We start from the raw sequence: 22,055 nt of genomic DNA on the forward strand, positions 1-22,055 counted from the left end.
CTCCAAGACGGGCAAGGCGTTTTTGCAGACTTATCACCCCGACCATCCAGTGATGCGCGCCATGGTGACGGGTGATCGCGAGGCGTTTTACGCCCACGAACTGATGGCGCGCGAAGCGGGTGGTTTGCCCCCATTCGGACGGCTGGCGGCGCTGATCGTCTCGGCCAATGAGCATGATACGGCGATGGGTTTTGCCAAGCGGCTTTTGTCCGCAGCGCCGATGGCCGAAGGGGTAAAGCTCTTCGGCCCGGCCGACGCTCCCGTCGCCATTATCCGCGGCCGCCATCGCGTGCGGCTGCTGGCCCAGTCCGGCAAGGATTTCGATCTGTCCGGCTATGTCCGCTTCTGGCTCGGCTCGGCCGAGAAGGTTACGGGCAATCTGCGGGTGCAGGTGGATATCGATCCGATGAGCTTTATGTAGGCGTTAGAGGTGGCGGCGGACGTCCATGCTTTGATGGAGCACGCGTAGAACCTCAATGGCGTTGGCGGAGGTGCGGAAATAGATGGCGTGCGACATCAGCAGGTGCTTCTGGACGCCATGCCGCACGTCGACCGGCAGGCCAACAATGTTGCCTTTGGCGATATCGTCCAGCGCATTGGCAATGCCGTCATAGTAAGCATCAGCCTGTTCGACAGACCATTTCTCCGCCGTGTGGCGCCAGATATTGCTGATGTCCGATTTTGCAGCGGAGGAGAGATCAAGTCTTAGGACGGCCATGTTCGAGATGAAGCTCCTCCAACATTGCCTTGCGATCAAACGGGGTGAACGGCCCCTTCTCGCCTTCGATCAGTGCATCTTGCAACGCCTTGACCTTGGCCTCGTGCTCCTCCAGCAGCCTTAGTCCCGCGCGGACGACGTCGCTGGCCGAGCCATAGCGCCCGGTTTTGACCTGACCATCGACGAAGCCGGCAAAATGCTCGCTGAGCGAAATGGAGGTATTTTTGGCCATTAGAAACTCCTTGTGGCGAGATTACCAAATATTGGTAGTTGGGCAAAGCCTGCCCTGCGACATTTTCGCCGCCTTTGAATCGCGCCGCCAAGCCTTGCGTGGCGCTTGGGCCTTGTGCTAGAGCCAGCGCGACCTTAAAGGGGTCTCCGGACGGCTCCTTTTCCAGATAAGAACAAGCGTCAACGACCGCCCGGTTTCTCTAAACGAAATGGGGCGATCGTCAGGCAGGCAACCAAGAGGGTGATGCGGCATTGGCAGCGCAGAATTCAGTGCTTACCCAGATCGCGCGGCCATATGCGTCGGCTCTGTTCGATCTCGCCCAGAGCGAGAACCAATTGGCATCCGTTGAGACATCGCTGTCCGACGTTTCCCGCCTGATCGGGGAAAGCCAGGATTTTTCCCGCTTCCTGCGGTCGCCGGTGATAACAGCCGATACCAAGGCGCATGCGCTTGACGCGCTGCTGGCCAAGGCCAAGACCAATGACCTGGTCGCCAATTTCCTGCGCCTTGTGGCCAAGAATGGCCGGCTGTTCGCGCTCGACGCCATTATCGCGGGTTTCCGCGAGCTGGCGGCTGAGGCGCGTGGCGAAGTTGGGGCCGATGTGACCTCGGCCGCTCCGCTCACCGCTGCGCAGGTCAAGTCGCTGGCCGCAACGCTCAAGGCCAAGATCGGCAAGACCGTTACGCTCAACCAGTTCGTCGATACCTCGCTGATCGGGGGCCTTCAGGTGAAGGTCGGATCGCAGATGATCGACTCTTCCCTCAAGATGAAATTGACCGCGATGAAGATCGCCATGAAAGAGGTCGGATAAATGGACATCAAAGCCGCGGAAATCTCTGCGATCCTCAAGGACCAGATCAAGAATTTCGGCCAGGAAGCCCAGGTTTCCGAAGTCGGCCAAGTGCTCTCCGTCGGCGACGGTATTGCCCGCGTTTATGGTCTGGACAATGTGCAGGCCGGTGAGCTCGTCGAGTTCCCGGGCGGCGTCAAGGGCATGGCCCTCAATCTCGAAACCGACAATGTCGGCGTCGTGATCTTCGGCAATGACCGCGCCATCAAGGAAGGCGATGTCGTCAAGCGGACCGGCTCGATCGTTGATACCCCCGTCGGCATGGGCCTGCTCGGCCGCGTCGTCGACGGCCTGGGCAATCCGATCGATGGCAAGGGCCCGATCGAATATACCGAACGCCGCCGCGTTGACGTCAAGGCTCCCGGCATTCTGCCACGCAAGTCGGTGCATGAGCCGATGTCGACCGGCCTCAAGGCCATCGATGCGCTGATCCCGATCGGCCGTGGCCAGCGCGAGCTGATCATTGGCGACCGCCAGACCGGCAAGTCGGCCATCATTCTGGACACGTTCCTGAACCAGAAGCCGGCCCATGACGCCAATGCTTCGAACACCGACAAGCTCTATTGCATCTATGTCGCTGTCGGGCAGAAGCGTTCCACCGTCGCCCAGTTCGTCAAGCAGCTCGAGGAATCGGGTGCGCTGCCCTATTCGATCGTGATCGCCGCGACGGCATCCGATCCGGCTCCGCTGCAATATATTGCGCCGTTCACCGGCTGCGCCATCGGCGAGTTCTTCCGCGACAATGGCATGCATGCCGTGATCGCCTATGACGATCTGACCAAGCAGGCCGTTGCCTACCGCCAGATGTCGCTGCTGCTGCGCCGTCCGCCGGGCCGCGAGGCTTACCCGGGCGACGTGTTCTATCTGCACTCGCGCCTGCTCGAACGCGCCGCCAAGATGAACGAAGCCCATGGCTCGGGTTCGTTGACCGCGCTGCCCGTGATCGAGACCCAGGCCAATGACGTGTCGGCCTATATCCCGACCAATGTGATCTCGATCACCGATGGCCAGATTTTCCTTGAGACGAACCTGTTCTTCCAGGGTATCCGCCCGGCCGTGAATGTGGGTCTGTCGGTGAGCCGCGTGGGCTCGTCCGCTCAGGTCAAGGCGATGAAGCAGGTTGCAGGCTCGCTCAAGGGTGAGCTGTCGCAGTATCGCGAAATGGCCGCCTTTGCCCAGTTCGGGAGCGACCTCGACGCCTCGACCCAGCGCCTGCTGAACCGCGGTGCGCGCCTGACCGAGTTGCTGAAGCAACCCCAGTTCTCCCCGCTCAAGACGGAAGAACAGGTTGCGGTGATCTTTGCCGGTGCCAATGGGTATCTGGACAGCATTCCGGTCAACAAGGTTGCCGATTTCGAGAAGACCGTGCTGAGCGCCCTGCGTGGCAAGCATGCCGCCATTCTCACCACGATCGCGACCGAGAAGGCGCTGAGCGACGACACCCGTGCCAAGCTCAAGTCGGCTCTCGACGAGATCAAGAAGACCTACGCGGCTTAATAACGTTGTCTGGCGCGTGACCGGTTCGCCGGTCGCGCTTCAAGGCCCAAGGAGACGATAGGCAGATGCCGTCGCTAAAGGACCTCAAGAACCGGATCGATTCGGTCAAATCGACGCAAAAGATCACCAAGGCCATGCAGATGGTCGCGGCGGCCAAGCTGCGCCGTGCCCAGGATGCCGCTGTGGCCGCGCGCCCCTATGCCGAGCGCATGGGCAAGGTGCTGGCGAGCCTGGCATCGGTCTATGAAGGTCAGTCTGGCGCTCCGGTGCTGCTGGCGGGCACGGGCAAGGATCAGGTGCATCTGCTGATCGTGGCGACCGGCGAGCGCGGGCTGGCGGGTGGCTTCAATTCGTCCATCGCCCGTCTGGCGCGCGACCACGCCGCCAAGCTGCTCAGCCAAGGCAAGACGGTCAAGATCCTGACCGTTGGCCGCAAGGGCAACGATATTCTCAAGCGGCAATATCCCAACCTGATCATCGATACGATCAGCTTCCGCGAGATCAAGACGATCGGCTTCGCCCAGGCGGCGCTGATCTCGGAAAAAGTGCAAGCCCTGTTTGCGGCTGGCGAGTTCGACGTGGCGACGCTGTTCTTTGCCAAGTTCAACTCGGTGGTCAGCCAGGTGCCGACGGCGCTGCAGATCATTCCGGCAAGGATCGAAAAGATCGAAGGCGAAGGCGCCGCCGCGACTTCTACCGTACCCTATGAATACGAGCCGAGCGAAGAAGCCATTGTCGAAGACCTGCTGCCACGCAATATCAGCGTGCAGATCTTCCGCGCCTTGCTTGAAAACGGCGCCTCGTTCTACGGCGCGCAGATGTCCGCCATGGACAATGCGACAAGGAATGCCGGCGAAATGATCGGCAAGCTGCAGCTGAGCTATAACCGCCAGCGCCAGGCCCAGATCACCAAAGAACTCATCGAAATCATTTCGGGCGCGGAAGCGCTCTAAGCACCCTAGCGAAGGACGAAGCAAATGGCAGAGAAAAAGGCCGGCCGCGTATCGCAGATCATCGGCGCCGTCGTGGACGTCACGTTCGACGGTCATTTGCCCGCGATTCTGAACGCACTCGAAACCACCAATAATGGCCAGCGTCTGGTTCTGGAAGTGGCACAGCATCTGGGCGAAAACGCCGTGCGCACCATTGCCATGGACACGACCGAAGGTCTGGTGCGCGGCGCAGAAGTTGTCGACACCGGCACCGCCATCTCGGTTCCGGTTGGCGAAGCTACCCTGGGCCGCATCATGAACGTCATCGGCGAGCCGATCGACGAAGCCGGCCCGATCTCGGGCGACGCCAAGCGCGAAATCCACCAGGAAGCGCCTGCCTTTGCCGAGCAGAACCCTGAAAGCCAGGTTCTGGTCACCGGCATCAAGGTCGTGGACCTGATCGCTCCCTATGCACGCGGCGGCAAGATCGGCCTGATGGGCGGCGCCGGCGTGGGCAAGACCGTGCTGATCCAGGAACTGATCAACAACGTCGCCAAGGCCCATGGTGGGTATTCGGTGTTTGCCGGTGTTGGCGAGCGCACCCGTGAAGGCAATGACCTTTACTACGAAATGATCGAATCGGGCGTGAACAAGGACCCGCACGAAAATAACGGCTCGGCCGCCGGTTCCAAATGCGCGCTGGTGTTCGGTCAGATGAACGAGCCCCCCGGGGCGCGTGCCCGCGTGGCGCTGACGGGCCTCACCATTGCCGAGCAGTTCCGCGACCAGGGCCAGGACGTGCTGTTCTTTGTGGACAACATTTTCCGCTTTACCCAGGCTGGTGCTGCAATGTCGGCTCTGCTGGGCCGTATTCCTTCGGCCGTGGGTTATCAGCCGACGCTGGCCACCGATATGGGCCAGATGCAGGAACGCATCACCACCACGAACAAGGGCTCGATCACTTCGGTGCAGGCCGTGTACGTGCCCGCCGACGATCTGACCGATCCGGCGCCGGCGACCTCGTTCGCCCACTTTGACGCGACCACCGTTCTCAACCGCGCCATCTCGGAAAAGGGGATCTATCCGGCCGTGGATCCGCTGGCTTCGAACTCGCGCATCCTCGATCCCAACGTGGTCGGCGAAGAGCATTACTTCGTCGCCCGCCGGGTGCAGGAAGTGCTGCAGAAGTACAAGGCGCTGCAGGACATCATCGCGATCCTGGGCATGGACGAGCTCAGCGAAGAAGATAAGCTCACCGTGGCCCGCGCCCGCAAGATCGAGCGCTTCATGAGCCAGCCCTTCGACGTGGCCGAAGCCTTTACCGGTTCGCCGGGCGTGTTCGTGCAGCTCGAAGACACCATCAAGGGCTTCAAGGGCCTGGTCGATGGTGAATATGATCACCTGCCGGAAGCTGCCTTCTACATGGTCGGCACCATCGAAGATGCCGTCAAGAAGGCGCAGAAGCTGGCCGCTCAGGCTGCTTGATTTTGCCACTTGGGTTCGCCGTTTGCGGCGGACCCATTGCATAGGCTCGATGCTTCGGGCGCTCCGTTAAGGGACCAAAAAAATGGCTGAAGGCCTCAAGATCGAGATCGTGTCGCCCGAGCGGCTGGTGCTGTCGGAAGTCGTGACCTCGGTCACCGTTCCGGGCAGCGAAGGCTATTTTACTGTCATGGCGGACCACGCTCCGTTCATGACCACGTTGCGGCTGGGTTTCATCACGGTCACCGGCCTGGATGGCAAGGCGCATGTGTATTTCGTGCGCGGCGGTTTTGCCGATGTGTCCACCGAAGGGCTGACCATCCTGGCCGAAGAAGCCTCCCCGTTCCATGAGTTCGACACCGGCGATCTGCAGGCTGAAATCAAGGCGGCCGAGGAAGAGCTGGCCCGCGCCCAGACGCCGGACGACAAGTCCTATGCGCAGGTGCTGGTCAGCGGCTTGCTGAACCTGGCCATCGAAGCCGGCCAGATCAACGGCACCCATATTCATTAAGCTGCTTCTGCCGGACCTCCGGCGGTCTGCTTCGCTGATCTCGGCAGCCGCCTCCTGTGGAGGCGGCTGTTTTGTTATGTCCGTCAAGTTTAGGCGTTCTTGCTCAAAATATAGGCAAGTATTTGATGGCGTTGAGAATTATGCATACTTAAACGCACGATTAATAAACTGCCGTCACTCTGCCTTCCGAACCATCACTCCGGCCGGGCCGGAACGCGGGCATTTGGGGGTATTTCATGGGCGCTGCTCTGGGTCATCTGCGACTGACATTTGCCATTGCCGCCATGGCGATCGGCTCGATTGCCATTGCCGTGCTGGCGGTTCTGGTCGGGCTGTTCATCAGTCTCTCCAATTCGGCCAGCGAGGATGCCGCCAAGGAAGTGGCCAGCGCCACCCGGATCAGCGCAGAAATCCTGCAGGTCAATCTGCCGAGCCTGGAGGTCGTGGCGGACGAGGCGGGCAATGTGGCTGGCCTGGTGATGCGCTCCATGCCGCGGTTCCGCACCAATGATGTCATCGACACCATTGCCCGCGTCACCGGGCAGGATGTGACGGTTTATGTCTACAATAGTGAGGTCAGCCCCGATTTCGTGGCTGGCACGACCAGCCTGGTGCAGCCCAATGGCGAGCGGCTTGCTATTCCGATCGCTGCCGGAACGCCGCTGTTTGCGTCGATGATGGCCAATCAGACCGTACACAGCGAAGCGGTCATTGAGGGCATTGGCTATTTCCTGCTGCATCAGCCGATTGCCATGGCAGATGGCACGATAATTGGCGCATTGATGGTGGCGGTCGATCGCGCGCCGATCGAGGCGGTGGTGGGCCGTTCGCTGACCATGCTGCTCGCTGTGGGTGGGGGCGTGTTGCTGGTGATCGGAGCGCTGGCGCTGCTGCTGTCGCGGCTATTGACCCGGCCCATTCCGCGGCTCTCGGCCGTGATGAATGCCATTGCTTCTGGCGAGCTTGATGCCGAAGTGCCCTATATTGAGCGGCGCAACGAAATCGGCGCCATGGCCAAGGCGGTGGAAGTGTTCCGCCGCAATGGGCAGCGCGTCGCCGAACTGGGCGCCGAGACGGGCCGCCATCTGGCGGAAGCGGCTGATCATACCGGCCAGCTCAATGCCATTTCCATGTCGCAAATGGTGGTGGAATTTTCGCTCGAGGGTCAGGTTCTGGCGGCCAATCAGAATTTTCTCGATCTGGTGGGCTATCAGCCCGACGAGGTGCTGGGGCAGCCCAATGCGCTTTTCCTGTTCGGCGCTGATCCGAGCGGGGTGGCCTATAAGCAATTCTGGTTCGATCTGGCGGCGGGGCAGTTCAAGGCAGGCGAATATCGCCGCCGTACGCGTGATGGTCATGAAGTGTGGATCCAGAGCACGTTCAGCCCCATCGTGGGCGTCGATGGGATGCCGTACAAGATTGTGCAATTTGCCACCGACGTTACCGCGCGCAAGCAGGCAGTCGCGGCCGTAGGGGCGGGGCTGGCCCAATTGGCCGAGGGGGATCTCACGGCCAGCATCGATGTGCCGTTCGCGCCGCAATTTGAAGACCTGCGTCATGCGCTCAACGGCACGGTGTCGCGCTTTGCCGAGGTGGTCGGGCAGCTGCAGCAGACTTCGCGCGCGCTACGGCTGGCGACGGGAGAAATCCTGTCGGGCGCCAATGACCTGTCCGAACGCACCACGCGGCAGGCGGCAACGATTGAACAGACAGCGGCGGCCATGGAGGCCTTGGCCGGTACCGTGGCTGACAATGCCGGCATGGCGCGCGACGCGGCCGGCAAGGCCCGCGCCGTGGCGCTGACGGCGGCTGAAAGCGGCGTCGTGATGAGCGATGCCAATGCGGCGATGGAGCGGATCACCCAATCCTCGGCCAAGATTTCCAATATTATCGGCATGATCGACGATATTGCCTTCCAAACCAATCTTCTGGCGCTCAACGCTTCGGTGGAAGCTGCACGGGCTGGTGAAGCCGGGCGTGGCTTTGCCGTAGTGGCAGTGGAAGTGCGGCGGCTGGCGCAGTCGGCAGCTAGCGCTTCGGCCGACGTCAAGGCGCTGGTCGAGCAATCGGCCAATGAGGTGCGGGGTGGCTCGGGGCTGGTCTCGGATGCGGCCGGACGCTTGCAGATGATGCTGGAAGCCGTCCGGGCCAATAGCGAATTGGTCGAGGCCATCGCGCAGGCCAGTGGCGAGCAGGCATCGTCCATCGATGAAGTATCGACTGCGGTGCGCATGCTGGATGAGATGACACAGCATAATGCGGCGCTGGTCGAGGAAATCAATGCGGCGATCGAGCAGACCGAGGCGCAGGCGCAGAGTCTCGATGGCCTGGTGGACGTGTTCGTGCTGAACAAGCCGGCGGCTGAACAGGGCAGCCGGCGCGCCGCCTAGGCCAGAGCCGCGCTGACGAGCGCTTTGGCGTGTAAATCCGTGGTGTCGAATGTCGGCAGCGGGCTGATGGAATCATCGATCAGCATGCCGATTTCGGTGCAGCCCAGAATGACGGCTTCGGCCCCACGGGCGGCGAGGCGTTCGATGGCGGTGATATAGATGCGGCGGGATTCCTCGCGCACGATGCCCCGGCACAGTTCTTCGTAGATAATGCCGTTGAGATTGGTGCGATCTACTTCGGGTATCAGCGAAGTGATGCCGCGTTCGGTCAGGCGATCGCGGTAGAAGCCCATTTCCATGGTGAAGCGCGTGCCCAGCAGGCCCACCGTGGAAAAGCCATCGGCCAAGAGGGCGTCGCTGGTGGGGTCGGCGATGTGGATGAAGGGCACGGCAAGATCAGCCGTGATGGCATCGGCCACCACATGCATGGTGTTGGTCGCCAGCCCGATGATTTCGGCGCCGGCGCGTTCCAGACCCTTGGCGATCTCGGCCAATTGGCGGCCCGCGCCGTCCCAGTCACCCGTCGATTGCATCTCGGCAATGGGGGCGAAATCCACCGAATGCACGATCAGCGGCGCGGAGTGGAGACCACCGAGACGAGTGGCGGTCTCCTGGTTGAGCACACGATAATAGTGGGCGGTGGATTCCCAACTCATGCCACCGATCAGGCCGATGGTTTTCATGGCGCCAGTCTATGCGTGGGTGAAGCGCTGGGGAATATCGGCAAAGGCTTCGACGACCTTGTCATAGGCGTCCTTCTTGAAGGGAACGATCAGGCTTGGCGTGCGGGTGAGCTTTTCCCAGCGCCAGGCGTCGAACTCGGCCGGGTATTTGCCGCCGCCGGGGGTTTCGACGTCGATTTCGCTATCCTGGCCGGTAAAGGCGAAGGCGAACCAGCGTTGGCGCTGGCCGCGATATTTGCCCTTGAGCGCGATGCCCAGTGCATCATCGGGCAGGTCGTAATAGATCCATTCGGGCGCCTCGGCGAGAAGGCTCACCGCGGTGATATTGGTTTCCTCGTGCAACTCGCGCAGGGCGGCGCGCAGCGGGTCCTCCCCCTTGTCGATGCCCCCCTGGGGCATCTGCCAGGGGGCGTTCTGCTCGGAGGTATCCTCGGGGTCTTCCTCGGGCCTGCGGCGGCCGATGAACACATTGCCCTCATGATTGAAGACGGCAATGCCCACACAGTCGCGATAGGGCATGGATTGTCGATCAAGGGCCTTGGCCATCATATTACTCTGCTTGTTTCATCAGGGCGCTGGCGGGCACCAGCACGAGCCCTTTGCTTTCCAGAGCGGCCGACCATTCGGCGACCGCCGCTACCGATATGGGTAGGGCGCTGACAATACCGATTGCGTGGCCGTTCTCCACCGCCTTGGCCTCAAGGCTGGTAAGCGCTGCGAGAATGGATTGCTGGGAGGGATTGGCGTCGATCATCGCATCGACACGTGAAAACGGCACGTTATTGCCCGCGGCCAATTGCGGGGCGACCGAACGGTTGGATGAGCCATCATCGATATAGCCCAACCCGCGGGCGCCAAACTCTTCCATGATGGGCGAGAAATCGGCGGCCGAGGCGGTGAAGCGGGCGCCCATATTGTTGATCACCCCGGCATAGCCGCCAAAGCGGGCCAGCAGCCAGAACAGTTTGTCCAGATTGGCGCGCGGGGTCTCCCCGGTCAGCAGGGTCTGCGGGCCGGGATCGTTCTGCGGATAGTCGAAGGGCTCGAGCGGAATTTCGAGCAGGATTTCGTGCCCGCTGCTGCGGGCGGCTGCCACGCTATTGTTCAGCGTCTTGCCATAGGGCGCGAAGGCCAGGGTGATATCGGGCGGCAGGCGTTCGATGGCGTCGAGCGAGCCTTGCTCGTTAATGCCCAGCCCGCTGACGATGATAGCAACTTTGGGCAGGCCAGCCGGCGCCGTGCTGGGCCGCGAATAGGCGGCAAAGGGGGTGCGGCCGTCGCTGGCAATGCGGGGAATGGGGCCGTTGGCGGTCTCTTCGCTGAGGTCGGGCAGGGCGCCGAAGGCGTCGGGCTGGCCGGCGGCAGCGGGCACATCGGCACCGGTCGTGGCGATAGTGCTGCCGGCGGGATATTGCTGGGGATCGGCGGTGATGGTGGCGGGGCCGGTGGCCACCGCATTGGCCACTTGATTGGAATTGCGGGTCGAGGTGATGGCGACGTCCTGGCTCGGGCGGCCCCCATTTGGATCATTGGCGAGGATCAGGCGCAGCACGAAGCCGATGCCGATCAGCGCGATGATGGCGAACAGCACCCGCGCCAAAGGAAAACCGCGGCCGGTTTCCCCGGGCGGACGCTTGCGGCCGGTCAGCGGCGTGCTGAGATCATTGGCCATCGAAAAAGTCCCGCATGAAAAGCCATGAGGCGGGACGGCGAATCAGCCGTCCCGCCCCACAATGTCATAGCATGGAAGCCAAGCTCATTCCGCCTTGGGCGGATAGGCCGCGTTGGTCTCCCCGCCATCGATCAGGCGGATGGCATATTGCAGTTGGGCGTCTTCGGCCTTGTCGGCCGGCACATAGACTGAGGAGCCGACGGTGGTTTCTTCCTGGCCCTCGACCGTGATGTGCCCGGCCAGCCCGGCTTCACCGATGATCTCGTCACGGCCCTGCAATTCGGCCGGGACGGTCTGCTTGATCTCGATATCGGGGGTGATGCCCAGCGCCTGGATGGAGCGGTTGTTCGGCGTGTAATAGCGCGCCGTTGTCAGGCGCATGGCGCCATCGGGCCCAAGCGAGATGATCGACTGCACCGAACCCTTGCCGAAGGAGCGCGTGCCCACGACGGTTGCGCGCTTGTGATCCTGCAAGGCACCGGCGACGATTTCGGAGGCCGAAGCGGAGCCGCCATTGATCAGCACGACCAGCGGCACATCGGCCAGCTGCGCATCGAGCGCATCGGGCTGGGCGTCATAGCGGGCACTTTCCTCGGGAACACGGCCACGGGTCAGCACGACCGCGCCCTGCTTGAGGAAGGCGTCGGCGACATAGACCGACTGATCGACCAGGCCACCCGGATTGTTGCGCAGATCAAGGATGATGCCCTTGGGCGGCACATCCTTGCGCTCGGCATAGATGTCCTTGATGGCCTGCTGGATGCCGACGAACGCCTGTTCGGAGAAGCGCGACAGCCGCAGCACGGCAACGTCGCCCTCGCCTTCGGCTTCTCCGCCTTCCATGGACCAGCGCACGGCCCGCATGGCAATGGTGGCACGGGTCAATTCGAACTCGAGCGGATCGGGCACGCCTTCGCGGGCGACGGTGATTTTCACCGAGGTGCCCAGTGGGCCGCGCATCTTGGCAACGGCGTCATCGAGTACCATGCCCTGAACCGAGACGCCGTCAATGGCGACGATCAGGTCATTGGCCAGGATGCCGGCCCTGGCAGCGGGGGTATCGTCAATGGGGGAGACCACCTTGACGATGCCCTCTTCCATGGTGACTTCGATGCCCAGGCCCCCGAATTCGCCCGAGGTGTCCTCGCGCATTTCGTCGTAATCGGCGGGCGGCAGATAGCCCGAATGGGGATCGAGCGAAGTCAGCATGCCCTGGATGGCGGCGCGGATCAGCTCCTGCTCGTCGGGGGCATCGACATATTCGGCACGGATACGGTCGAAGATTTCCCCGAACAGATTGAGATCGGCATAGACTTCAAGCGGATCGCGCGGCTTTTCGGCCTTTTCCTCGGGCGTGGGTTCGGGCTGTTCGCCACCCGGAGCCGGTTCGGCCGGTGCCTGGTCGGGAGCCTGCTCGGCGGGAACCGGAGCTTCCTCGGCGGGTGCCGGGGCGGTTTCCTGCGCGAACAGGGTCGATGCGGGCAGCAGCAGCGCCAAAGTCAAGGCAGTGGCGCGGATGGTCGGAAAGCGCATGAGGGTTCTATCCACTCTGTGTCGGGGTCGCCCACCATCCGGTCGGATCGAGGGGCTCGTTGTTTTGTCGCAGTTCAATATAAAGGGTCGGCTGGGAGTTGCCAGCATTGGTGGTTACGGTACGCCCAATTGTGCGTGATCCCATTGTGCCAAGGGGTTCGCCCATCAGCACGAACTGGCCGATATCGACGCTGACCGCATCGAGCCCCGCCAGGAGCGTCGTATAGTTCTGGCCGGTATTGAGAATGATGATTTGGCCGTAATTGAGGTAGGGGCCTTTATAAAGCACCCAGCCATCGGCCGGGGCCACTACCTGCGCCTCGGCGCGGGTGACCACCGAGATGCCGTGCGAAATGCCGCCAAAGCCATCGCCGGCTCCATAATCGACCACATTGACGCCATTGGCGGGCATGGTGAGATAGCCCTTGGCATTGGCGAAGGGCATGGCAGGCTCGGTGCGGGCGCTATTGGCCAGGGCCACCCGGATCTGTTCGGGCGTCATGGTGACGGCGTTGGGATCGGCGGGCGCTGACGGCGTCTGCACCGCATTGGCCCGGGCCGACAGACTATCGATCAGGTCCTTGAGCGTGGTGGCGCGGGCGGCGAGCGCCACGGCTTCGGCTTCCTGGGCCGCCAATTCGCTCGAGCGGACATCGATGCCCTGTTTGCGGGCCGCGATGAGCGTGGCGATGCGGAGCTGTTCTTCCTCAAGTACTGAGAAATTGGCTTTGAGGGTGGCTTCCTCGGCGAGGGCGGATGCCTTGATATCGTTGAGCTGTTTGAGATCGGCCGTGACGGCATCGGCCTTGGCGCGCAATTGCGGCACGATGGCAGAGATCAGGATAGCGCTGCGGGCTGAACCCAGAGCATCGTCCGGGTCGACGATCAGCGCGGGCGGCGGATTGAGCGAGATGCGCTCAAGGGCGGCCAGCACATTGGCGATCTCGGCATTGGAGCCGTCGAGCCGGCCGCGCACCTCGAGTTCGGAGACGATGAGCGTCGAGAGCCGTTCCTCGATGTCTGCGACTTCGATCTCGGCCATTTTGACGCGCTGGGCGGCGGCGATGAGGGCGGCGTTCTGCTTGGTGCGGTCACCTTCCATCTCGGCAATTTCGGCCTTGAGCGCATCGACCCGCTCCTGGCTGAGCGCGATCGAGGCTTCGACGGCTTCCAGATCGGTTTGAACGGCGGCGGGATCGGGCTCGGAGGCCGGGGGATTTGCGGCTTCAGGCGTCGCCGCCGGAGCTTCGGCCGGGGCGAGCGGTGGCGTCTGGGTCTGGGCGAGCAGAGGCAGCGAGGGCATAACCGCCAGCACCAGTGCTGCCAGCGCCCATCCCGGTTTGTTGCCCATCCTCTTGCCCGGCACTTTTGCCATGACATCTCCAGCAGCGGCGCCAGGCGCCCGAATCAATCGGGGCACCATAGCAAAGCCCCGGAAAACCAGAGGTTAACTCTGCTTAACCATGTCGTGATTTTACGCGGCGACTCAGATCGCGCTGGCAATATCGGTCTGGCTGAAATCATTGCCGACGAACAGGAGCGAGCAATTGCGCTCCTTGGCCAGGGCATAGGCAAAGCAATCGCCGAAATTGAGCCCGGCAGGATGGATGCCCTTGCCCCAGATCGCGTAGATTCTGCCCATCTGCCGGGCCGTTGCAGCATCGACTGGGACGATATCGAAATCCATCTGGTCGAAAAGGGCTTCCATTTTTGGCAGGATGCCGCGACCGGTGGCGACGATCAGAGCTTCCGACATTGTGGCGGCGGAGATGGCCAGGATGGTCGCATTTTCGAGCGCGGCCATGCAGGCAGGAGCCGTTGGCTCGTTGTTGATGATCGCCATCAAGGCTGAGGTATCGACGACGATCACTGGGGCAGGCCATGCTCGTCATAGAGGAAGTCCTGGCTATGGGCGGCATCGGTGCCGTCGCCGTCGCTGGTCTTTCCAATGCCGACATAGGATTGCAGCACAGCGCGGCGCTGTTCCGGGGTCAGCCTTGCCGGCGCAATGGGTACGAGGCGCGCTACGGGATGGCCGTGCCGCGTGAGCACGACCTCGCTGCCGGCTTCCGCCTGCCGGACGAGGTCGGTCAATTGGCTCTTGGCATCGGTAACAGAAATTTCCATGTCATACCTCCATCCATAAAATAGACCATCCAATGGTCCATTTCAATCGCCGCGGTGGTAGGGGTGGCCGGAGAGGATAGTGGTGGCGCGGTAGAGCTGTTCGGCCAGCATGATGCGGACCAGTTGGTGCGGCCAGGTGAGGGGGGAAAAGCTCAGGACGAGATCGGCGGCAGAGACGAAGGCGGGATCGAGCCCATCGGCGCCGCCGATGATGAAGCTGGCCGCGGGACGGCCATCGTCGCGCCAGCGGCCGATCTGGTTGGCGAAGGCTTCCGAGCCGATGGCTTTGCCGCGCTCGTCGAGCGCCACGATGATGCCGTCGGGCAAGGCGGCGCGCAGGGCTTTGGCCTCGTCGGCCTTGCGGCTGGCCGAGGAGCCGGAGCGGGATTCGGTGAGTTCGATGACATCGAAACCGGTCAAGGCCAGCGGCTTGCCGCCGCCGATGGCGCGATCAAGATAGCGCGCCACCATTTCCCGTTCGGGCCCGGCCTTCATCCGGCCGACAGCCGCGATTGCTACCCGCATGCCGGACGCTTAGTGGGCGTCGGCAGCGAAGTCCGCCTGCCACATCTTTTCGATGTTGTAGAACTCGCGCACTTCGGGGCGGAAGATGTGGACAATGACATCGCCGGCATCGACCAGGACCCAATCGCAATGGGGCAGACCCTCAATACGCGGCTTGCCGTGGCCAGCATCGCGCAGGGCGTTGACCAACTGGTCGGCCACGGCGCCGACATGGCGCTGCGAACGGCCGGAAGCAACCACCATGTGGTCGGCCAGCGAGGATTTGCCGGTAATGTCGACGGCAACGATTTCCTCGGCCTTGGCATCGTCAAGGCATTCAAGGATGACATCGATCATCGGGCGTTCCGGGGCGGAAATGGGGGCCTCGGCGTGGGGAGAGGTGTTCTCGGGCAGCGCGGCCATCAGCAATGGCCTTCCGCCCATGCTCGTGCATGGGTCATGCGTGGGGTCAGCATCCTTGGTTGTTGATCGGAATGTGCAGGCGTCTTTGCAAACGGCAAGCAGTCAGTTCCTTGATTGGTGAGTTTAATCACACGACAGCAATATGCGCTTTTGAGGCGGTTTTCGCAAGGTAGGCCGCTCACTTTGCAGTTTCACGACGGCGCCGTGCTCTTATTGCCGAAGAAGACAGGGGCGACTGGCGGCCATGCAGGTAGATCCAGGCCGGGGGCGGCAGACTGGCGAGGCGGCTGGCATCCTCTTCATCGATCCGGTAGCGGCTTAGCGCAATACCGGCCCGGGAGGCCGGGGCGAGGCGGGAGGAGCCGGGGCGGACATAGACGGCCATGGGTACCATGGCGGCGATATCGCGCCAGCGTTCCCAGCGGTGGAAGTCGACGAGATTGTCGGCGCCCATGATCCAGACGAAGCGCCGGTCGGGCATGGCCGTGGTGAGGAAGCGGATGGTCTGCCAGGAATAGGTGAAGCCATAGGCAGCCTCAAAGCCGGTGACGCGGACGCGCGGATCGGTGAGGAGAGTGCGCGCAGCGGTGACGCGGTCGGCCAAGGGCGCGAGTTCGTTGTGGTTTTTCAGCGGGTTACCCGGCGTCACCATGACCCAGACAGCTTCGAGCTGCAGGCGGCGCATTGTCTCCTCGATGACCAGTCGATGGCCCTCGTGGATGGGGTTGAAGCTGCCACCGAACAGGCCGATGCGCATGCCCGCCGCGGAGGGAGGCAGTTCGGTAATGCCGGAAATACGGAGCGGAGCGCGGAGGGTCAAATGGAGCTAAGGCCTCGTCTGACCGTTGCCGCGGACGCGATATTTGAAGCTGGTCAGTTGTTCGACGCCGACTGGGCCGCGGGCGTGCATTTTGCCGGTGGCGATGCCGATTTCGCCACCGAAACCGAATTCGCCGCCATCGGCGAATTGGGTGGAGGCGTTGTGCAGAAGAATGGCGCTGTCGATTTCGTTGAAAAATTTCTCAACGGCTTCAAGGTCTTCGGCGATGATCGCTTCGGTGTGGTGGCTCGAATAGGTTTCGATATGGGCGATGGCGTCCTCGATGCTGTCGACCACCTTTACCGAGATAATCGCGTCCTCATATTCGGTGCGCCAATCCGCTTCAGTGGCCGTTTTGGTTAACGGACTGTTAGCGTTGACGATAGCATCGCCGCGTATTTCGCACCCTTTTGCCATCAAGGCGTCAAGGATGGGATTGAGATGGGTGCCGACCACGTCGCGATGCACGAGCAGGGTCTCGGCGGCACCGCAAACGCCAGTGCGGCGCATCTTGGCATTGAGGGTCACGCTCACCGCTTTTTCGAGGTCGGCCGACTTGTCGATATAGACATGCACGATGCCTTCGAGATGGGCGAAGACCGGCACGCGGGCTTCATCCTGGACGCGGGCAACCAGGGTCTTGCCACCACGGGGCACGATGACGTCGATATTGCCGTCCAGCCCCTTGAGCATTTCTCCCACGGCGGCGCGGTCGGTGGTGGGAACGAGCTGGATGCATTCGACGGGCAGGCCCGCCAGGTGCAGGCCATCGAGCATGCAATCGACAATGGCGCGGCTGGAATGGAAACTGTCGCTGCCGCCACGCAGGATGACGGCATTGCCCGATTTGATGCAGAGCGCGCCGGCGTCGGCCGTGACATTGGGACGTGATTCAAAGATCACGCCGATAACGCCGAGCGGGGTGCGGACGCGCTCGATATGCAGGCCATTGGGCCGGTCCCATTCGGCAATTTTGGCGCCGACGGGGTCGGGCAGTTCGGCAATGGTTTTGACCGCGGCGATAATGCCGTCAATGCGGGCATCATTGAGTTCGAGCCGGTCGAGAAAGGCGGTGGAAATGCCCTTGGTGCGGGCGGCGTCCATGTCCTTGGCATTGGCGAGGAGGATTGCCTTGCGATGGGCATTGATGGCGCCAGCCGCGGTCAAAAGCGCCGTGCGTTTCTGCTCGGGCGTGGCGAGGGCGAGCCGGCGCGCGGCCATGCGGGCATTGCGGCCCAGCTCGGCCATGATCTCGTTCAGCGATTTGCCGGCTTCAAGCGCGCTCACTGCTGCTCTCCTCTTGGCTGCCTACCAGCACGAGATTGTCGCGATGCACAAGGGCGGCGCGATTGCCGGCGCCCAGAATTTCGATCACCGCATCGCTGCGTTTGCCCATGACAAGGCGGGATTCGTCACTATCGAGGCCGGCCAAGCCCCGGGCGATTTCCACGCCCTCGGGATTGGTCACCGCAATGGTGTCGCCGCGTTCGAAGTCGCCGGAAACCTTGGTGACGCCGATGGGCAGCAGGGATTTGCCGGTCAGCAGGGCTTTCGCCGCGCCGGCATCGACCTGGAGACTTCCCGCGACGGCCAGCGTGCCCATGATCCAGCGCTTGCGCGCCTGCGCCCGGCTGCGGGCGGGATGGAACAGGGTGTGGCGGGCGCCTGTCGTCAGGGCCTTGAGCGGATGGGCTTCGGTGCCCTTGGCGATAATCATGGCCGTGCCGGCATGGGTGGCGATCTTGCCGGCTTCGACCTTGGTGGTCATGCCGCCGCGCGACAGATGGCTTGCGGCGCCCCCGGCCATGGCTTCGATAGAGGGGGTGATGGCGGAGACTTCGGAGAGGTGAATGGCCGAAGAATCCCTGGCGGGCGGGGCGGTATAGAGCCCATCGATATCGGAGAGCAGGATGAGGCAATCGGCCTCGATCATGGTGGCAACGCGGGCCGACAGACGATCATTGTCGCCATAGCGGATTTCGGCGGTGGCGACGCTGTCATTCTCGTTGATGATCGGTACGGCGCCCAAGCCCAAAAGGGTGGCAATCGTGGTGCGGGCGTTGAGGTAATAGCGCCGCTCTTCGGTGATATTGGGGGTGATCAGGATCTGCCCGGTGACGATTGCGTGGCGGCCCAGCGCCTCGGCCCAGGCTTGGCTCAGGGCAATCTGGCCGGCGCTGGCAGCGGCCTGGCTCTGTTCGAGCGTCAGGGTCAGCGCGTCGAGGCCCAAGCGGCCCCGGCCCAGCGCAATGGCGCCGGAGGAGACGATGACCACTTCGCTTCCCTCGGCCTTGAGGGCGGCAATATCGGCGGCCAGATCGGCCAGCCAGCCGGCACGCAGCCTGCCCTGCTTGTCGACAAGCAGGGCCGAGCCGATCTTGATGGTCAGGCGCTTATAGGGCGCTAGGGCGTTCATTTCGTCGCGGACTCGATCTGCTTACCTCGCCCTTTGGGGGAGACCCTTTTGGGTCGGGTGAGGGGGCCTCTTCTAGATGCGATGCGGAGGAAAGGCCCCCTCACCCGGCGCTGCGCGCCGACCTCTCCCCCAAAGGGGGAGGTGAGAAGGGCCTGCCCAGGGATCATCACGGAACCCAATTGGGTTCGATCTTGCGGCGGGCGGCTTCGACCTTGGCGGCTTTCTCGGCGTCGAGGACCCCGACAATATCGTAGAGCACCTGATCGACACCCTGGCCGGTGACGCCCGAGACCAGCAGCACATCGGCTTTGCTGGCCTTTTTCAGCACTTTGACCTTTTCCTTGAGCTCGTCGGGATCGATGGCGTCGATCTTGTTGAGCACGACCAGCTCGGGCTTGTCGCCCAGGCGCTCGTCATAGGCGGTCAGCTCGCCGCGAATGGTCTTGTAGGCGCCCTTGATATCGTCCTGGGTGCCATCGATGAGATGGACCAGAACGCCGCAGCGCTCGACATGGCCCAGGAACCGGTCGCCAATGCCGGCGCCCTCACTGGCGCCCTCGATCAGGCCGGGCAGGTCGGCCAGCACGAAATCGCGCTCGCCGATCGAGACCACGCCCAGATTGGGATGGAGCGTGGTGAAGGGATAACCGGCAATCTTGGGCTTGGCGGCCGAAACGGCAGCCAGGAATGTCGATTTGCCCGCATTGGGCAGACCGACCAGACCCGCATCGGCAATCAGCTTGAGCCGCAACCAGATCCATTTTTCGACGCCCACCTGGCCCGGATTGGCATGGCGGGGCGCCTGATTGGAGCTGGTCTTGAAATGGGCATTGCCGAAGCCGCCATTGCCGCCCGAGAGCAGCACGATGCGCTGGCCCACCTCGGTCAGATCGGCGATCAGGGTTTCATTGTCGTCTTCAAACACCTGGGTGCCCACGGGCACACGCAAAATGGTATGGGCGCCATCGGCGCCGGTGCGGTTCTTGCCCATGCCATGGGTGCCGGTGCTGGCCTTGAAATGCTGCTGATAGCGATAGTCGATCAGGGTATTGAGCCCGTCGACGCATTCGACCACGACGTCGCCGCCGCGCCCGCCATTGCCGCCATTGGGGCCGCCGAATTCGACAAACTTTTCGCGCAGGAACGACACGGAGCCGGCCCCGCCATCGCCGGAGCGCACAAAGATCTTGGCCTGATCAAGGAATTTCATGGTGTACGGGCCTTCCAGACGCTCTGCGTCAATTCTGTGTCGATATGCTCTACCTCGGCGCCGCGCGCAAGGCAGAGCAGGCTTGAGCGGCCGGTTTCGGTAAATCCAAGTTTGTTCTGGACTGCCAAAGAGGCCGCATTGAAATAGAAAACGCCCGAATAGACCACGGGTGCGTTGGTGGTGGCGAAAAACCAGTCGAGACTGGCACTTGCCGCTTCGGTCATGATGCCGCGGTTCCAGAAGGGGCGGCCGAGCCAATAGCCAAATATAGGTCCCTTGGGGCCGCGATGAAACCCGACATGGCCGGCAAAGCCTTCGCCGGGCAATTCAATGGTGAAATTGGTTTCCCCGACCGGCAGATTGGGCGTGCGGGTGCGCAGCCAGGCCCTGGCATCGGACAGGCGATAGGGAAAGGGTACGCGCGCCAAATTCCCCGCGACGTCGAAATCGTTGAGATAGCGCGCAATATCCTCGGCGTCGCCCATTTCGGGTTGGCGCAGCACGAAGCGCGATGAATAAAGACGCGGGATCATGACGCGCTCCAGGCCATGATCAGCAGCGGTTTGCCCCGATGGCGCTCGACGACGCTGTGCGTGTGCTCGATGGTTTTGAAGCCGGCTTTTTCCAGCACGCGGATCGAGGCGGCATTGCTCTGCAGCACCCGTGCATTGATCTCGGCAATGCCGGCAGCGGCTGCGGCCTGCACAAGACCCATGGCCGCCTCGGGGGCATAGCCCTTGCCCCAATGGGGCTGGCCCAGCCAATAGCCCAGCTCGGGCGATTTGCCCTCGGCGAATTTGAGGCTGACAACGCCCATCAAGCGGTCATCGCCATTGGCAATGGCATAGGCGCGGGGCGTGCCGGCATCGCCAATCGTCGCCAAAAAGGCGCGGCCGTCATCCTGGGAATAGGGAAAGGGCATGACAGCGGTCGGCTCGACCACCTGCCAATTATTGGCCAGTGCCACCAGATCATCGAGATCGGTGATGGCCGGCGCGCGCAGGGTCAGCCGCTCGGTGCGGATGATGTCGGGCAAGTCATATTTCAGCACCATTTCTGTCTCCCCCCGGTCCAGGCCTGCCGTGTCAGCTGAGTGACCACGTGATCCACATCGCGCTGCAGGGTCTGGGAAAATCGTGTTTCGGTGCCAGTGGGCACAAAGCCCAGCTTTTTCTGCACGCTGAGTGAGGCAGCATTGTTATGATGGGCGCTGGAGGTGACGGTCTGCGCCTTTGTGCCGGCAAAGTGCCAATCGAGCAGGGCTCTCGCGGCTTCGGTGCCATAGCCGCGGTTCCAGTGCGGACGGGCAATCCAGAAGCCAAGTTCCGATATCAGCGAGACGCAGCCGATCAGGCCCTTGCCGGGCAATTCGATGATCAAGGTGGAGCGCTCGGGTGTGGCCGGTTCGGTCCGGCGCAGCCAATCGATCGCCATGCCCAAAGTATAGGGATAGGGCACGGGGGTCAGGAAGCGGGCCACATCATATTCGCCAACGCCCAGGGCATAGCAGGGCGCATCGGCAAGATTGGGCTCGCGCAGGATCAGCCGCTCGGTTGCAATGGGTGTCATCTCGCACCGTCCCGACACAAGAGGCCAATACCACGGGCGGCTTTACGGGCTCGTACGGTGACGGGAACGGCTTGGGTGCGGGTGGCGTGCATTTTGGTGCTCTCTGATGGAAACGAAAAAGGGAACCGGCGCACCGGTTCCCCTTGAAACTTCGCTCGTCAGGAACACGAGCCGGGGAACTGGTCACCGGCTGGGTTCACAAGACCTGCCGGATTATTCGGCGGCCTCTGCCGGCTCGACGGAGACGAAAACTTGCGATTTCGCACGGGTGCGGAACGCAACCTTGCCGTCGATCAGTGCATAGATGGTGTGGTCCTTGCCCAGGCCAACGCCGGTGCCGGGATGCCACTTGGTGCCGCGCTGACGGATCAGGATGTTGCCAGCGATCACGTCTTCGCCGCCAAACTTCTTGACGCCAAGACGACGGCCAGCGGTATCACGACCGTTGCGGGATGAACCGCCTGCTTTTTTGTGTGCCATGGTGG

25 protein-coding genes and 1 pseudogene are annotated in these 22,055 nt (G+C 62.5%); 7 read left to right on the plus strand and 19 right to left on the minus strand.

Going from position 1 to position 22,055, the window contains the following annotated elements:
• Positions 1–421 (plus strand): annotated as a pseudogene (locus FF80_RS01620) (primosomal protein N'); the annotation flags it as partial.
• 3 nt (positions 422–424) lie between these two features.
• Here the strand turns inward: FF80_RS01620 and FF80_RS01625 are convergent.
• Positions 425–718 carry a type II toxin-antitoxin system RelE/ParE family toxin gene (locus FF80_RS01625; protein ID WP_035097092.1) on the minus strand — a complete coding sequence of 98 codons (294 nt, stop codon included), beginning with the start codon at positions 716–718 and terminating at the stop codon, positions 425–427.
• Complete coding sequence (locus FF80_RS01630; protein ID WP_035097093.1) at positions 699–950, minus strand: type II toxin-antitoxin system ParD family antitoxin; 252 nt, start codon at positions 948–950, stop codon at positions 699–701. Before FF80_RS01630 ends, FF80_RS01625 begins: the two co-directional genes overlap by 20 nt.
• A gap of 251 nt (positions 951–1,201) precedes the next feature.
• Between FF80_RS01630 and FF80_RS01635 the strand changes: the two genes are divergently transcribed.
• The 6 genes from FF80_RS01635 (at position 1,202) to FF80_RS20780 (ending at position 8,613) form a co-directional block, all read left to right on the plus strand.
• On the plus strand, positions 1,202–1,762 hold the full coding sequence (locus FF80_RS01635) for a F0F1 ATP synthase subunit delta (RefSeq protein ID WP_035097094.1): 561 nt from the start codon (positions 1,202–1,204) through the stop codon (positions 1,760–1,762).
• A complete protein-coding gene (gene atpA, locus FF80_RS01640) occupies positions 1,763–3,298 on the plus strand; it encodes a F0F1 ATP synthase subunit alpha (protein WP_035097095.1) in 1,536 nt (511 codons plus the stop codon).
• Between the two features lie 65 nt (positions 3,299–3,363).
• The gene (locus FF80_RS01645) at positions 3,364–4,251 is read left to right on the plus strand and encodes a F0F1 ATP synthase subunit gamma (RefSeq protein WP_035097096.1); all 888 of its coding nucleotides are present in this window, start codon (positions 3,364–3,366) and stop codon (positions 4,249–4,251) included.
• A 24-nt stretch (positions 4,252–4,275) separates the two neighbouring features.
• Entirely contained in the window at positions 4,276–5,715 is a 1,440-nt protein-coding gene (gene atpD / locus FF80_RS01650; RefSeq protein WP_035097097.1) for a F0F1 ATP synthase subunit beta, read from the plus strand.
• 82 nt (positions 5,716–5,797) lie between these two features.
• Positions 5,798–6,223 carry a F0F1 ATP synthase subunit epsilon gene (locus tag FF80_RS01655; RefSeq protein ID WP_035097099.1) on the plus strand — a complete coding sequence of 142 codons (426 nt, stop codon included), beginning with the start codon at positions 5,798–5,800 and terminating at the stop codon, positions 6,221–6,223.
• A gap of 236 nt (positions 6,224–6,459) precedes the next feature.
• A complete protein-coding gene (locus FF80_RS20780; protein ID WP_052153057.1) occupies positions 6,460–8,613 on the plus strand; it encodes a methyl-accepting chemotaxis protein in 2,154 nt (717 codons plus the stop codon).
• Here FF80_RS20780 and FF80_RS01665 read toward each other — a convergent pair.
• From FF80_RS01665 to rpmA, 17 genes are all read right to left on the minus strand, one after another.
• Entirely contained in the window at positions 8,610–9,296 is a 687-nt protein-coding gene (locus tag FF80_RS01665; protein WP_035097101.1) for an aspartate/glutamate racemase family protein, read from the minus strand. The genes FF80_RS20780 and FF80_RS01665 overlap by 4 nt on opposite strands.
• Positions 9,297–9,305: 9 nt before the next feature.
• Positions 9,306–9,845, minus strand: a complete 540-nt coding sequence (locus FF80_RS01670) for an RNA pyrophosphohydrolase (protein ID WP_244445677.1) — start codon at positions 9,843–9,845, stop codon at positions 9,306–9,308.
• A 1-nt stretch (position 9,846) separates the two neighbouring features.
• A complete protein-coding gene (locus FF80_RS01675) occupies positions 9,847–10,968 on the minus strand; it encodes a divergent polysaccharide deacetylase family protein (RefSeq protein WP_035097102.1) in 1,122 nt (373 codons plus the stop codon).
• Between the two features lie 84 nt (positions 10,969–11,052).
• The gene (locus tag FF80_RS01680; protein WP_052153058.1) at positions 11,053–12,501 is read right to left on the minus strand and encodes a S41 family peptidase; all 1,449 of its coding nucleotides are present in this window, start codon (positions 12,499–12,501) and stop codon (positions 11,053–11,055) included.
• A gap of 7 nt (positions 12,502–12,508) precedes the next feature.
• The gene (locus FF80_RS01685; RefSeq protein ID WP_052153059.1) at positions 12,509–13,876 is read right to left on the minus strand and encodes a peptidoglycan DD-metalloendopeptidase family protein; all 1,368 of its coding nucleotides are present in this window, start codon (positions 13,874–13,876) and stop codon (positions 12,509–12,511) included.
• A gap of 111 nt (positions 13,877–13,987) precedes the next feature.
• Positions 13,988–14,371, minus strand: a complete 384-nt coding sequence (locus FF80_RS01690) for a type II toxin-antitoxin system VapC family toxin (protein WP_035097103.1) — start codon at positions 14,369–14,371, stop codon at positions 13,988–13,990.
• Positions 14,368–14,628, minus strand: coding sequence for a type II toxin-antitoxin system prevent-host-death family antitoxin (locus FF80_RS01695; protein ID WP_035097104.1), 261 nt, complete (start codon positions 14,626–14,628; stop codon positions 14,368–14,370). Before FF80_RS01695 ends, FF80_RS01690 begins: the two co-directional genes overlap by 4 nt.
• A gap of 42 nt (positions 14,629–14,670) precedes the next feature.
• On the minus strand, positions 14,671–15,153 hold the full coding sequence (rlmH, locus tag FF80_RS01700) for a 23S rRNA (pseudouridine(1915)-N(3))-methyltransferase RlmH (protein WP_035097105.1): 483 nt from the start codon (positions 15,151–15,153) through the stop codon (positions 14,671–14,673).
• Positions 15,154–15,162: 9 nt separating this feature from the next.
• Positions 15,163–15,489 carry a ribosome silencing factor gene (gene rsfS / locus FF80_RS01705; protein WP_035097226.1) on the minus strand — a complete coding sequence of 109 codons (327 nt, stop codon included), beginning with the start codon at positions 15,487–15,489 and terminating at the stop codon, positions 15,163–15,165.
• Positions 15,490–15,733: 244 nt separating this feature from the next.
• Positions 15,734–16,375 (minus strand): nicotinate-nucleotide adenylyltransferase, encoded by a 642-nt coding sequence (locus FF80_RS01710; protein WP_244445678.1) that lies wholly within the window; start codon positions 16,373–16,375, stop codon positions 15,734–15,736.
• Between the two features lie 6 nt (positions 16,376–16,381).
• Complete coding sequence (locus FF80_RS01715; RefSeq protein ID WP_052153088.1) at positions 16,382–17,623, minus strand: glutamate-5-semialdehyde dehydrogenase; 1,242 nt, start codon at positions 17,621–17,623, stop codon at positions 16,382–16,384.
• Positions 17,624–17,648: 25 nt separating this feature from the next.
• On the minus strand, positions 17,649–18,791 hold the full coding sequence (gene proB, locus FF80_RS01720) for a glutamate 5-kinase (protein WP_035097107.1): 1,143 nt from the start codon (positions 18,789–18,791) through the stop codon (positions 17,649–17,651).
• 166 nt (positions 18,792–18,957) lie between these two features.
• Complete coding sequence (gene obgE, locus FF80_RS01725) at positions 18,958–20,001, minus strand: GTPase ObgE (protein ID WP_035097108.1); 1,044 nt, start codon at positions 19,999–20,001, stop codon at positions 18,958–18,960.
• On the minus strand, positions 19,998–20,534 hold the full coding sequence (locus FF80_RS01730) for a GNAT family N-acetyltransferase (RefSeq protein ID WP_052153060.1): 537 nt from the start codon (positions 20,532–20,534) through the stop codon (positions 19,998–20,000). Before FF80_RS01730 ends, obgE begins: the two co-directional genes overlap by 4 nt.
• Positions 20,531–21,055, minus strand: coding sequence for a GNAT family N-acetyltransferase (locus tag FF80_RS01735; protein ID WP_052153061.1), 525 nt, complete (start codon positions 21,053–21,055; stop codon positions 20,531–20,533). Before FF80_RS01735 ends, FF80_RS01730 begins: the two co-directional genes overlap by 4 nt.
• On the minus strand, positions 21,046–21,570 hold the full coding sequence (locus FF80_RS01740) for a GNAT family N-acetyltransferase (protein WP_052153062.1): 525 nt from the start codon (positions 21,568–21,570) through the stop codon (positions 21,046–21,048). The genes FF80_RS01735 and FF80_RS01740 overlap by 10 nt, the downstream gene beginning before the upstream one ends.
• Before the next feature lie 213 nt (positions 21,571–21,783).
• The gene (rpmA, locus tag FF80_RS01745; protein WP_035097109.1) at positions 21,784–22,050 is read right to left on the minus strand and encodes a 50S ribosomal protein L27; all 267 of its coding nucleotides are present in this window, start codon (positions 22,048–22,050) and stop codon (positions 21,784–21,786) included.
• Between the last annotated feature and the right edge of the window lie 5 nt (positions 22,051–22,055).

The organism is Devosia sp. LC5 (genome assembly GCF_000735585.1).
Classification (GTDB): domain Bacteria; phylum Pseudomonadota; class Alphaproteobacteria; order Rhizobiales; family Devosiaceae; genus Devosia.